Raw genomic sequence first — 13,314 nt, forward strand, 5'->3', positions numbered from 1 at the left:
GAATCTTAGCGCTTGGGATAGCGCTCCTTGATCAGCAGGGCGACCAGCAGGGCCAGCACCAGGGCGGCAATCGGAACCAGCATGGCGTGCTGGTAGTCGGCCAGGGCTTCCTGGGTACCGGCCAGCAGCTTGCCGGGCAGGCCCATCAGGATGCCGCCGAACACGAACATGGAACCGTTCACGATGGAGGCAGAGGTACCGATCAGGCGGGGCGGAACGTTGTCGGCTGCGGCCGTGAAGTTCAGCATGTGGCCGGCGTTGCATAGACCGAAGATGAAGTACAGCACCATGGCCATCACGCTCGTTACGGGCAGGTAGACCACTGCCAGCAGCGCCACCAGTTGCACCAGCGTGGTACCCAGGATGGGCAGCTTGCGGGACTTCATGGCGTTGGAGAGCTTGTCCACCATCGGGCTGCCGACGGCCAAGCCCAGCCACAGGCAGGCGGTTGCGTAGTTGGCGGAACGTGCGTCCAGACCGTGGGCGAGCAGCAGTTTCGGACCCCACACCACGCCCAGCGCCAGGATCAGGCCGAACACCAGGGCACCCTGGATGCTGATGAACCAGATCTGGGGCTTCTTCAGCACTTCGGCGATGGAGGCGAACACGGAGCTGACGAACTGGCCGATGCTCTGCTTCTCGGAGTGGATCTCGGTCGGGTTACGGACGAACAGGATGGCAACCAGCAGCAGCAGCGCGCCGAAGATGCCGAAGCCCGTGATGATGGTGCGCCAGTCCCAGTTGGCCAGGGCGAAGTCGAAGCCAGCCTGACCAAAGGCCGAGGACAGGGCTGCAACCAGCTGCACCAGACCGAACATGAAGCCGAACTTGGCCATGCCGAACCAGGTACCGCCCACGTAGCCGGCGCCCACGAATCCCGCGCTGGAGCCGATCGCGAGGATCACCTGCGACAGCAGCAGCATCTCGAAGCTCTGTGCAAAGGCGAACAGGAACACGCCGATGGCCACCAGGGTGATGGCAGGCAGCAGTACCTTGCGGCTGCCCAGCTTGTCCAGCAGGGCGCCGGAGAACATCTGGGCAATGGCGAACGACCAGGTGTAGGTCGCCGCGATCAGGCCGATCTGGTCGATCGACAGGTTCAGGGATTTCTGGACGCTGCCGTTCACGATGGCATAGCCGGTCTGGACGTTGAACAGCCAGACCACGAAGGTCACGGCGATCGTCCAGACAATCCAGGCGCGTGCGCCGCCCAGTGCGAACTGGGGCTGGGCCGCGGGCATTGTGGTGGTACTCATGGTTTTACTCCTTGTTATTGTTCAGGCGGGCCTGCGCGCTCATTGCGCGGCGTAGACCTCTTTGCCGGCCACGTAGGTGGCGGCGATGGCACGGTCATCGGCCAGGGTCATCTGGATGAACAGCACTTCTTCCAGGCTCTTGGCGTAGCGCATGCGGTAGTCGATGATCGGGGTCGATTTCAGGTTGATCACGGCCAGGTCGGCTTCCATGCCGGGTTCGATGGAACCGATCTTGTCGGACAGGCGCAGTGCCTCGGCGGTGCCGCGGCTGGCCAGGTAGAAGGCGTGCAGCGAGCTGTAGGGCGCGTTGTTCATCTGCGCGGCCTTGTAGGCCTCGTTCATGGTCTGCAGGATGGAGAAGCTGGTGCCGGCACCCAGGTCGGTGGCCAGGCCGATGCGGACCGGACGATCGGCGTTCTTGAGCTTCTTCACGTTCAGGCAGCCGGAACCGAGGAAGAAGTTGGACGTGGGGCAGTGCGCGATGGCAGCGCCGGTTTCGCTGAACACGTTCAGTTCACGCTCGGTCAGGTGGATGCCGTGGCCGTAGATGGCGCGGTCACGCAGCAGGCCGTACTTGGCGTAGGCGTCGGTGTAGTCCTGGGCTTCGGGGCACAGTTCCTTCACCCAGGCCACTTCGTTCACGTTCTCGGAGACGTGCGACTGGATCAGGGTGTCGGGGAATTCCATGGCCAGCGCGCCGACGGCTTCCATCTGCTCGGGCGTGGAGGTGGGGATGAAGCGCGGGGTGATCACGTATTCGGCGCGGCCGTTCTTGTGCCACTTCTGGATCAGGGCCTTGGATTCGTCATAGGCGCGCTGGGCGGTGTCGAGCAGCTCCGGCGGGGCATTGCGGTCCATGCAGACCTTGCCGGCCATCACGCGCATGTTGTGCTTGGCGGCTTCCTCGAACAGGGCATCGACGGACTGCGGGAAGATGGTGCAGTACACGGTGGAGGAGGTCACGCCGTTGCGGAACTGCTCCTTGATGAACACCTCGGCCACTTCGGCGGCGTGGTCCTTGCTGGCAAAGCCCTGCTCGGCGATGAAGGTGTAGTTGTTGAGCCAGTCGATCAGCTGCTCGCCGTAGGCGGCAATCATCTCGGTCTGGGGGTAGTGCACGTGGCTGTCGATGAAGCCGGGCACGATGATGCTGTCGGTGTAGGCCTTGACGGGGACATCACCCAGTGTGGGCAGGATCTGGCTGGCGGCGCCGGCCTGAACGATCTTGCCGTCTTCCATGACGACGATGGCGTCGGATTCATACACCATGCATTCGGACATGTCGTGAAAGAACGGGTCCTTCTTGAACGTCAGCATGGCTCCGCGAATGGCAGTCTTGGTACTCATCTCTGATCTCCTGGTGTGGGGTTGAACGCAAACTCTCAGTGCGTTCATCATGCGCCGGTTTTATCTTGAAGTCAAGATAAATGTGCAAATCTTCGCGTGTTGCTGAAACCGCACAGGCGGTGGCGTCTTTTCAGGAGGAGATGGGGATGGGGCGTGCCTGGTGTCAGGCAGCCAGGGCGCTGCGGTCTGCGGGGTTTTCCAGCGCCAGCAGCAGCGTAGAGAGGCGTGCGTTGAGTTCGGCCAGCATGTGCGCGGGCATCACGGAGAGGATGCGGCGCTCGTTCTCGACATGTCTGTCGACCGCGCGGTCGATCAGCTTCAGACCGGTGTCGGTCAGCTGCACCAGCATGCTGCGGGCGTCCTGTTCATTGGGTTTGCGCGCGATCAGGCCACGCTGCTCCAGGCGCTTGAGCCGGTGTGTCATGGTGCCGGAAGTGACCATGAGCGCGGAGAAAAGGGCGGTCGGGCTCAGGCAATAGGGGGCGCCGTTGCGTCGCAGCGTGGCCAGCATGTCGAACTCCCAGTAGCTCAGGTCGAACTCGGCCAGACCCGCCTCCAGATACTGCTCCAGCAGGGCCGCGCAACGCTTGATGCGGCCGATTGGGCCCATGGGGCGGGCGTCCAGATCGGGGCGTTCGCGCTCCCAGTGCTTCAGAATGAGGTCCAGCGAATCGAAGGGTTGGGGGGCAGGGGGAGGTGTCATAATATCTTCACATCAAGCTATATCATTTTGGCCATGATAGTGGATATGGCCTTTTTTGGAAACCTGAAGGGCGGGGGCAAACTGCCAACTCTTGACGGAAATCGGCTTCAGTCATAGCTGATGGTGTAGATCAGGTCGATGGCGCTTTCGGTGCCGGTTTCGCCCCGCAGCTTGAGCCGGCGGCTGATGTCGTAGAAGAAATACAGCGTACCCATGGTGGCGTCCAGACCACGTTCGTAGGCCACATAGAAGTTGCGCGAGAAGCGCTTGCCCAGGGTGACGCTGCCCGAGGCCACGCCGTTTTCACCGCCCTTGAAGGACAGCTCGTCCAGCCCCAGCGCGTCGGCCAGTTCGCCGGTGATGCCCCGGCCGCTGCCGGAGAGCAGGGCGAGTGCCGCCTGTTGCAGCAGCGCGGCATCTGCGGCGCCGGCGGAAGAACGGCCCAGCACCAGCCAGGAGAGTTTTTCCGAATCCGGCATGGCAGGTTCGGAGAACAGTTGTACCCAGGGCAGTTGCGCCGTGCCGTGCACATGCACGCCCACGCGCATGTCGCCCAGGTTGGGGCGGATGGCGATGATGTCCAGCGTCGGGTTGTCTAGCGCGCCGTTGAAGGTGATGCGGCCACGCTCGACCTGCAGATCCTGACCGTAGGCGCGGAAGGTGCCGCGGTCGGTGCGGATGGTACCGGTAAGGCGCGGCATGGATTGCAGCGTGGGGCCGTTCACCACGGTGAGCTTGCCGCGCAGGCGCGTGTCCAGCCCGCGGCCGCGTACGCGCAGGTCGTCGCCCAGGTCGATGTCGATATTGATGTCCGGCGTGATGCTGGCGTTGGTGCGTGCGGTGCCGGCCTTGACGCGCGGATCCTGCAGCACGGCGCGGGCTTCGGGGGTGAGTGACGGTTTGGTCGCGGGCGTCTTGCCGGAACCGGTGCGGCTGCCAGTTGCAGGCTTGGCGGTCTGGGTGCCCGAAGAACGCGTGCCAGAGTTGCTCACGGTTGCGGCAGGAGAAGTCGGGGCAGGTGTTCCGGTGCCGGAACGGCTCGGCCGGATCACGATATCGCTGCCATCAGCCACTGCAGCAGCCTGGGCCGCCTGCTCGGGCTGCGCCAGCACCGCCTTGGGATGCCTGCGGCTCGGCAGGATCACCACGTCCTTGTCCAGCTTTGGGGCGGTGTCAGTGGACAGTTCGATCAGGGCATGATCCACCTTCAGGCCGCCGCGCATCACCAGGCGCAGATTGGCCAGCTGGGTGCTGATATTGCCGGAGAGCACGATCTGCCGCTCCGGCATGCTGGAGAGTTGCAGTTCGCGCAGCTGCGCGGTCAGATCCATGCGCATGGACTGCAGCAGCGATCCGCCGCCACCCCATTGCACATGACCCGTAATGCTGGCCGAACCGCCGGCACGGCGGTTCACGCTCGGGCCTTGCAGCGAGAATTCGTCGATATCCAGCCGCTGGCCACTCAGGCGCGTACGCAGGCGGCCCCGGCTGAACTCGATGCCGTCCACCACCGAACGCACGCCGAGGTCGTCGGCATTGAGTGTGCCGTGCACCAGCGGTGCACGCAGGGTGCCGCCCAGTGTGGTGTCGGCCTGCAGCGTGCCGCGCAGGCGCCAGCCTGGCGGCGCAAACACGCTCCACAGGCCCATGCGTGGCAGGTTGGCCTGCAGGCTGCCGCTGAGCGGGGCGCTGTCGGGCAGGGTCCAGCCACCGCCGGCGCGCGCCAGACGGGTGTTGACCACGGCATTGGCCGTGCCCGCATTGCTGCTGTCCCAGGTGAATTTGGTCTGGATGGCGCCGCCGCTGCCCGTCACATCCAGCCGCGCGGTGCGGATGCCGGCCTGCACGCGGCCGCGGCCTCCCATGCCGTCGGCCTGCACGATCAGGTCGCCCTGGCTGCGCTCCAGCGTGGCGTTGATGCGCATGGCGTTGCCCAGTTGCACATCCCAGTTGCCGCCCAGCATCAGGTCGCCGGTCAGGCCGGAACCGCTGATGGAACTGCTCATCAGCGCGTCCACCCATTCCAGCGGAACATCGCTCAGGCGGCCCTTGCTGCTCAGCGTGTAGCCGCCGCCGCTCTGCACGTAGCGGATCGGTTCGGCCAGGATCTGTGCGCTGCCCGGCACCGAGCCGGTCAGGTCGATGCGGAAGGCGCTGGTGCTGGCCTGCAGCGTGCTGCCGGATTGCTGCAGGCGGATCTGCACCGGGTTGGCCAGGGCGGCCTGCCAGGCCTTGTTCTGCAGGGTGTCGCGCAGCTGCAGTTGCGTGGCCTGCAGGTTGGCCTGCCAGCCGTTGGCCAGCTTGCCGCCGCTACCGCGCAGCGCCACCGTCATGTCGCGCGTGCCCTGCTGCATCTCGCTGCGGCCGTCGAGTGCGGCATTGGCCAGCGTGCCATTAACGCTCAGGCGTGTATTACGCAGATAGGTGGCCGATTCGGCGGGTTTGCCGGCCGTGTTGAGGGTGATGGCCGGGGCGTCGAGCAGGGCGTTGAGATGCAGGTTGCGCCCGTTGTTCTGCCAGCCGCCGCGCCAGTTGCCGTTCAGGCGGATGCTGCCGCTGGCAATCTGCCCGCGCAGCCCTTCGGTGCCGGGCCACTGCTGCAACCAGTTCAGGGTCTGCTGCAGGTTGCCCACTGCCAGTTGCAGCTGACCCTGGCCGCTGGTTTCGCTCAGCGTGCCCTTGACGTTGCCGCTGGTGCCGGGCAGGGCCAGCTGCAGATCGGCCTGAGCCGCCTGGGTGGCGATGGCATAGCTGCCGCTGCCCTTGAGTTCGGCATCGTGCGAACGCGCCAGCAGGCGGGGCAGCGTCAGGGTCTCGTTCTGCCAGCGTCCCTGCACGTCGATCACGTCGACGGCCAGACCCTTGGCAGCGCGCGCTGCCTTGCCCTTGCTGCCGCCATCCGAGCGCAGCAGGATGGTGAAGTCGATCGGCGCCTGTGCCACGGCCTGGCCGGCGCCGAGGTCGGATGTGGCCTTGAGCGTGCCGCTGATGGGCGCTGCCGCGAAACGGGTGTCGATCAGGCCGGGGTTGAGGTGGTTGACCGTCACGTCGCCAGTCCAGCCCTGTTCGGGCAGGTAACGCCCCTGGCCCTGCAGCGTGCCGCCGTTGCGGCCCTGGGCCAGCAGCAGGCGCCGGATATCGAGCGCGCCGCGCTGGTAATGCAGTTCTGCATCCAGCTGGCTCAGGGGCAGCAGGCCCTTGTCCCAGGCGCCGCTGTCGTCGTTGCTGGCCTGGATCCAGGCTTTCCACTGCTGGTCGCCGAGGAAGCCGAGCATGCCGGGGGCCTGATCCGGGGCGCTGGAGGATGCGGCAGCGGTTGCCGTACGCGGCACACTGGCTGCGTCCTGTCGGGCTTGCGAACGGCTGGCAGCTTGCGCGGGCGGAAGTGCCGGCGTATTGCCGGTGGCGACCGGTTCCAGCGCCAATGCACCATGCAGCCGTGTGCGGGGCGCGCTGGGCCAGAAGGCCTGCACATCGAGTTGCTGCCATTGCGCACGCGCACGCGCCAGCGGCTGGGTTTTCCAGGGATGAATGCCGGCCTGCAACTGCAGGCGGGTGCCCGCCGACGCCGAAGCAGCCCCTCCCGCAACCGGAGTCACCTGCAGCGGCACCACCGTGGCGTCCACATCCAGCAGCGCATCTGGCCCCGCCAGCGTACCGCGGATTTGCGCGCTGGCTTGCAGGCGCTGCGCGGGCATGGTGGCGCTGGCCGGCAACTCCAGCAGACCCTTGGCGCTGATGTCAGCGCGCATGGGGGCTTTGCCGTCGATTTTGGCATCGGCCTCGTAGGTGCCGTTGGCCACGGTGAGGGAATCCAGACGCAGCGTGTGCTGCGCCGTTACGCGGTCGTAGTCGTAGCGTCCGCGCAGATGGGTGATGACGGTGTCCTGCGCGGCGGCCGGCCCGGAGATTTCGGTGTCGCTGGTCGCCAGGGCCTCCCCGCGGGCCGCAGAGGCGGCGAGTCCGGCCGCCGACGCCACCAGCTCTGCCGGTGTGGCTGCGCTGCCGGAAACGGCAGGTGCCTGCAGGCGCTTGCGTTCGCTGGCCTGCTCCTGATGGTCCTGCGCGCGCTTGGCGGCAGATGCCTTGGCAGCGGCCTCCTCGGGAGACTGGTACTTGATGTCCTCGGCTTGCGGACGCCCCACGATGCGCAGCGTGTCGATGCGGAAGGGCAGTTCCACGCTGACGGGCAGGGTGAAGGATTGCAGCGGCTCCTTGGGCGCCGTCAGCGGCTTGGCGATGCGGGTGTCCTGCAGTGTGGCGGTACGCACGTCCACCTTGCTGAAGCGCGTGGCGCGATCCCACAGCGCAGCCAGCTCCCAGGCCACGTCCACATCGTCGAGTGTCACCACCAGTTCGCCGCCGGTGTAGCCGCCTTCGTCCGTGCCCTGGCTGGTCCAGATCAGCCGGTCGATATGGCCACCCTGGCGCACCGTGCCGCTCACGCCCTCGGCCTGCAGCGTCATGGTGGCGGGCATGTAGCCCTGGATGATGCGCAGCACCGTCGCCAGCGACTGGTCGCGCGCCGACCAGTACCAGATTCCGCCACCAATCAGTCCGATCAGCAGGATCAGCCCGAAGATGGACCAGGCGCTCCAGCGTGCAGTGCGGCGGGCTGCACGACCCAGTCGCTGGCGCCGCGTCAACGCGGGGGGAGCGGCACCCTGCGTGGCAGCACCGGCAGCACCGGCAGCACCGGCAGCACCGGCAGCACCATCCGATGGACCGGAAAACGCTCCTGCATCGACCGATGCTGCTTCGGGCAGACCGGAGGCCTGCACCGCATCAGTCGGCACGGCAGGGCTCGAATCAGGAGAGGAACGGGGCGGCTGTGCCATCAGAACGTGAATCCCAGGTTCATGTGCAGCCGCACCTTCTTGCTCTGGATGCCATAGGCGACCGACATCTGCACCGGCCCCACAGGGCTGCGCCACAGTGCGCCGGCGCCCACGCCGACTTTCAGCGGGCGCAGATCCTGCGGCCGGTTGGCGACCGAACCGGCATCCACATACAGCACCGTATCCCAGTCGGACGGCCTGCCGCGCAGGAATAGCGGGCGCCGGTATTCCAGGCTGCCGGCCACCATGTAGCGGCCAGGCGTGATGAAGCCGTTGGCATCTTCCACGCCGATATCCTGGTAGCCATAGCCGCGCACGGTGGCGTCACCGCCGGTAAGGAACAGCAGGTTGGAGGGAATCACCGCGCCCTGCTTGGCATACAGGCCGGCACCTTCCAGCCGTACCACCAGTTCGCCGTTGCGGCGCTTGAGCACACTGGAGGAAGTGGGCGCCTGCAGCAGCGGCTGATCGCTCAGGCCCGCAGCATTGCCGGTGGCCACCGCCTTCAGGTCCTTGGGCAGCGGCAGGGCCTTGCCCACGCCTTCGCGCAGGCCTTCGTCCAGCGACAGGAAACCCAGATAGCGCGCGGCAACGCGGCCAAAAGGCGTGTGCTGCGGCTGCAGCGTGACACCGCCTCCCAGCTCCAGCCCGATGCCGTAGCCGCTGGTCGGATAGGTCTGGCTGTTGAAGCGGCGGTAGGTCCACACATAGTTGGCACTCAGCGCCTGCGAAACATCCCTGGTGCCGTCGTTGAAGCGCACGCTGTCGTGGTCGTACTGCAGGTAGTAGGTGCGGTCAATGCTTTTCTCGAGCTTGGTGCGGCCGAAACGCAGCTGCTGCGTGTTGTAGGTCACATCGCCGTACTTCTCGCGCGTGACCGAGGCGTTGGCCAGCCAGCGCCACAGCTTGTCGTCGGGCGGAGCCAGCAGGGCGGTGCTGAAGGCCTGCCGCACCTTGTCCACCTGCAGCTTGTTGATGCCGCGCCAGCCGAACACCGGCTCCTTGTTGTGCGTATGGTCGATGGAGACGCGCGGCCCGCGGTCGGTGCTGAAGCCCACGCCGAATACCAGTTTCTGCAGCTTGGCTTCCTGCACCTGCACCAGCACCGGGGCGTCCTCGGGATTGGATTCGGGGCTGGTATCGACACTGACAAAGGCGCCCGTGTAGTAGCCGCTGTCGAGCAGGCGCTGCTGGGCATCGACCATGTCGCGCTGCTTGTAGTCGGCGCCGCGCGGCACGCGCGTGAGGCGTTCGATGATGACCGGATCGTAGCGCTCGGCTCCCTTGATCTGCACCGGGCCGTACTTGTAGACCGGGCCCGAGTCGTAGCTGATGCGCAGACTGGCGCTGCTGGTGTCCGGGTCGATCACCGCCTGGCTGTCGGTCAGCTTGGCGGTGGGGAAACGCTCGGCCTGCAGTCCGCGCAGCGCCAGCGTCTTGGCGTCGCTCCAGGCGTTCTGCATGAAGGGGTCGCCCTGCGGCAGGCCCCAGCCGTTGTAGATTTCGCCGAGCTGCGGCAGGGCAGGGGGATAGTTGGTGATGGCACCGGCAAAGTTCAGGTCCACCTGTTTCACGGTGGTGCGCGGTCCGGGGTCGACGGTGATCACCACCTCGGGCAGCGGGCCGCCCGCAGCGGCGGCGCTGCTGGCCACATGGGCCTGCAGTTCCTGCCTGATCTCGGGCGTGAAATAGCCCTGCGTGCCGAGCAGCTGGCGGATATTGGTTTCGGAATTGGTCAGCAGCTGACGCAGTTCGGCATCGTCCAGGTCGGATACCTTCTGGTAGCGCTTGAGTTCCAGATGGCGATCCAGCAGCTTGCGCACCTCGTCATCGGGGGATTCGATGCGGATGTCGAAGGACTTGCCCTGGGAAATGGGGGAGAAGGCCGGATCTTCGCTGGCTGGCGTGGAGCCATCGCCGTCGGTTGCCGTGCCGGTTTGCGCCAGATCGGCAGCCGGTTTCGCCTGGGCAGAGCTGCTGGTGTCGCCGGATGCCGGCTGCGGAGCCAGTTCGCTCGCCGTATTCATCTGGGCCTGCGCGCCGGTGCAAGCGCCGGCCAGCACGACTCCCGCCAGCAGGGGCAGGGGCCAGGAGAAGGAACGGCAGGACGAAGGCGTAAATCGCAAGGGACAGGGCAGACGGGCGGTGGCTGACAACAGGGCACGCTGCCTGAAATGCACGCACACGCGACCCTGCCTCGGGGCAACGCACACTGTAGCGCATTCTGCGCCGCTGCCCGGTGCCCAGATGTAAACAGGAATCTGTCAGGCCAGGATGCCTGCCTGAGCTGCCGGCCTCCATGACCTGTCGCTTTGCCGATACGCTGGCGGCGCCGGCAGTGCCATTTCCCTGATCTGCCAGACAAGTGCGACGTGCCGGCTGGCACAATGCCCGGCGCGATCTGCCGGGGATCAGCCCGGTCATCTTTCCTTCAACACACCATGTCCCTCTTCACCCCCACGCGTGCGGCGCTGGCCGCCGCACTGAGTCTGACCACGCTGGCCGCCAGCGCTGCCGAATGGCGCGATTTCTCGCTCGCCTACACCTATGGCACGCGCTTCAAGGAGCCCTATGTGGCCGATGGTGGCAACATCGCCAAGAACATTGTTACGGCCCGCTATGTGGACGGCGACAGCTGGGGTGGCAACTTCTTCAACGCCGATGTCATGAAGTCCGACGCGGTCGACAACAAGGCGACCGAGGTGTTCGTGATGTACCGCCGCCTGTTCGATTTCGGCAAGATCAGCCAGCGCGACCTGAGCTTCGGCCCGGTGAAAAGCGTGGGGGCCACGGTGGGCTTTGACTGGAACACCAAGAACAGCCCCGAATACGGTTCGCGCACACGCACCCTGGTGGCCGGTCCGACGCTGGTCATGGATGTGCCGGAGGGCTTTCTGAACGTGAGCGTGCTGGCGATCTGGGAAAGCAACCGCCCCACAGCCGCCAATCTGCCCGAGCGCTACTGGTACAAGACGCACCCAGCGCTGGACCTGTCCTGGGGCATTCCGCTGGGCAACAGCCACTGGCAGTTCGGCGGCTACGGGCAGTACATTGCGGCGAAAGGGCAGAACGAGTTCGGCGGCCCCACCTCGCCCGAGACCCATATCAACGCCAACCTGATGTATGACCTGGGTCCGAAACTGGGCCTGCGCCAGGGGCAGCTGAAGGCCGGCTTCGGCTACGACTACTGGCGCGCCAAGTTTGGCAATCCGGCCAGCGTACCGGGCGCCGTGGCCAGAACGCCGTACCTGAGCGCCGAATACCACTTCTGACGCGGGGGATTCCGCGCGCAAGAGACAGCGCTTCCGCGCGAGGGCTTTGTCACACGTGCTTTTTCGCGCTTACAGCAGCGTCTTCATCCCCGTTTCCAGCCCCTGCAGCGTCAGCGGCACCATCTTTCCGTGCCCGACGATCTGCTGGATGATGTCGATGCTCTGGCGGTACTGCCACACGCCCTGCGGCTCGGGGTTGATCCAGATGTGCTTGGGGAAGGCCTGCAGCAGCCGCTGCAGCCACACCGCGCCGGCTTCCTCGTTGTTGTATTCCACGCTGCCGCCGGGCTGCAGGATCTCGTAGGGGCTCATGGTGGCGTCGCCCACGAATATCAGCTTGTAGTCCTTGTTGTACTTGCGGATGATGTCCCAGGTCGGGAATTTCTCGGCGTAGCGGCGGTGGTTGTTCTTCCACATGTAGTCGTAGACGCAGTTGTGGAAGTAGTAGAACTCCAGGTGCTTGAACTCGGTCTTGGCCGCGCTGAACAGCTCTTCCACGCGCTGGATGTGGTCATCCATGGTGCCGCCCACGTCCATCAGCAACAGCACCTTCACCGTGTTGTGGCGTTCGGGCTGCATGCGGATGTCGAGCCAGCCGGCATTGGCTGCGGTGGCGCGAATGGTGTCGTCCAGCGCCAGTTCCTCGTGCGCGCCCTGGCGCGCGAACTTGCGCAGCTTGCGCAGCGCCATCTTGATGTTGCGCGTGCCCAGTTCCTGGCTGTCGTCGTAGTCGCGGTAGGCGCGCTTTTCCCACACCTTGACGGCGCTGCGGTTGCGGCTGGCGCCCCCGATGCGGATGCCGGCCGGGTTGTAGCCGCCATGGCCGAAGGGCGAGGTGCCGCCGGTGCCGATCCACTTGCTGCCGCCGGCGTGGCGCTCCTTCTGTTCTTCCAGACGCTTCTTCAGCGTCTCCATCAGCTCGTCCCAGCCCATGGCCTCGATCCTGGCCTTTTCCTCGGGCGTGAGCAGCTTCTCGAAAGTCTGCTTCAGCCAGTCGGCAGGAATTTCCTTCAGGATTTCGCCCACATGCTCGATGCCCTTGAAGTACAGGCCGAATGCCTGGTCGAACTTGTCGAAATGGCGCTCGTCCTTCACCAGGCAGGTGCGTGCCAGGAAGTAGAAATCGTCCATGCTGCAGGCGTCGCTTTCCGGGCCGACCACATTGGCCTGCAGCGCTTCGAGCAGCGTGAGGAATTCGCGTACCGAAACCGGCACCTTGGCGTTGCGCAACGCCTGGAAGAAGGGGATCAGCATGGTGTCGATTCCTTGTAGAAGGCCAGGCGGTACAGCAGCTGTGCTTTCGCCTCGGGCCACTCGCCAGCCGTCATGCTGTACATGACGGTATCGCGCACGGTGCCGTCGCGGCGCAGTGCGTGGTGGCGGATCACGCCATCCTTTTTCGCGCCGAGGCGCTCGATGGCGCGCTGGCTGGCGAAGTTGAAGTTGTCGGTGCGCCAGCCCACCACGCCGGCCTGCAGTGTCTCGAAGGCATGCGTCAGCAGCATCAGCTTGGCCGTGGTGTTGACATGGCTGCGCTGGGCACTGCGGGCGTACCAGGTGTAGCCAATCTCCAGCCGTTTCACCGCGGGGAGGATGTCGTGGTAGCTGGTGCTGCCCAGCACGCGGCCGCTGGCCTCGTCGATCACGGCGAAGGGCAGGCGCGAGCCGGCGTCCTGCATCTGCGTCGCCGTGGCGATGTACGCGGCCTCGTCACCGGGATCGGGCACGCCGGTCACGCGCAGCTTCCACAGTTCGCCATCGCGCGCGGCCGCGGCCAGTCCCTCGGCATGCTGCGGGCCGAGCGGCTCCAGCCTCAGGCCGTTCCGGCACAAGGTGACAGGGCTGATCCAGGGCGTGGTGTCGGTCATGGTGCTTGCTGTGAGCGGTGGAACGGTGGC

8 protein-coding genes are annotated in these 13,314 nt (G+C 65.7%); 1 reads left to right on the plus strand and 7 read right to left on the minus strand.

The features are described from left to right. Nucleotides 1-5 precede the first annotated feature (5 nt). The 5 genes from BMW28_RS01690 to BMW28_RS01710 all read right to left on the minus strand — a co-directional run bounded on the left by BMW28_RS01690 (nt 6) and on the right by BMW28_RS01710 (nt 10,270). Complete coding sequence (locus tag BMW28_RS01690) at nt 6-1,256, minus strand: MFS transporter (protein WP_091813100.1); 1,251 nt, start codon at nt 1,254-1,256, stop codon at nt 6-8. A gap of 39 nt (nt 1,257-1,295) precedes the next feature. After that, nucleotides 1,296-2,603 carry a guanine deaminase gene (gene guaD, locus BMW28_RS01695; RefSeq protein ID WP_091813102.1) on the minus strand — a complete coding sequence of 436 codons (1,308 nt, stop codon included), beginning with the start codon at nt 2,601-2,603 and terminating at the stop codon, nt 1,296-1,298. A 163-nt stretch (nt 2,604-2,766) separates the two neighbouring features. Further along, nucleotides 2,767-3,306, minus strand: a complete 540-nt coding sequence (locus BMW28_RS01700; RefSeq protein WP_091813104.1) for a MarR family winged helix-turn-helix transcriptional regulator — start codon at nt 3,304-3,306, stop codon at nt 2,767-2,769. A 107-nt stretch (nt 3,307-3,413) separates the two neighbouring features. Further along, nucleotides 3,414-8,144 carry a translocation/assembly module TamB domain-containing protein gene (locus tag BMW28_RS13095; protein ID WP_091813106.1) on the minus strand — a complete coding sequence of 1,577 codons (4,731 nt, stop codon included), beginning with the start codon at nt 8,142-8,144 and terminating at the stop codon, nt 3,414-3,416. After that, complete coding sequence (locus BMW28_RS01710) at nt 8,144-10,270, minus strand: autotransporter assembly complex protein TamA (RefSeq protein ID WP_143280530.1); 2,127 nt, start codon at nt 10,268-10,270, stop codon at nt 8,144-8,146. The genes BMW28_RS13095 and BMW28_RS01710 overlap by 1 nt, the downstream gene beginning before the upstream one ends. Before the next feature lie 315 nt (nt 10,271-10,585). Here BMW28_RS01710 and BMW28_RS01715 point away from each other — a divergent pair, with 315 nt between their 5' ends. Next, a complete protein-coding gene (locus BMW28_RS01715) occupies nt 10,586-11,416 on the plus strand; it encodes an outer envelope protein (protein ID WP_091813110.1) in 831 nt (276 codons plus the stop codon). A 69-nt stretch (nt 11,417-11,485) separates the two neighbouring features. Here BMW28_RS01715 and BMW28_RS01720 read toward each other — a convergent pair whose 3' ends face one another. Together BMW28_RS01720 and BMW28_RS01725 are read right to left on the minus strand one after the other, a co-directional pair. Beyond that, the gene (locus BMW28_RS01720) at nt 11,486-12,670 is read right to left on the minus strand and encodes a vWA domain-containing protein (protein WP_091813112.1); all 1,185 of its coding nucleotides are present in this window, start codon (nt 12,668-12,670) and stop codon (nt 11,486-11,488) included. Then, nucleotides 12,664-13,284: a GNAT family N-acetyltransferase gene (locus BMW28_RS01725; RefSeq protein WP_091813114.1), complete on the minus strand. Its 621-nt coding sequence runs from the start codon at nt 13,282-13,284 to the stop codon at nt 12,664-12,666. Before BMW28_RS01725 ends, BMW28_RS01720 begins: the two co-directional genes overlap by 7 nt. Between the last annotated feature and the right edge of the window lie 30 nt (nt 13,285-13,314).

The organism is Allobrachymonas denitrificans DSM 15123 (assembly GCF_900110225.1).
Lineage (GTDB): Bacteria > Pseudomonadota > Gammaproteobacteria > Burkholderiales > Burkholderiaceae_C > Brachymonas > Brachymonas denitrificans.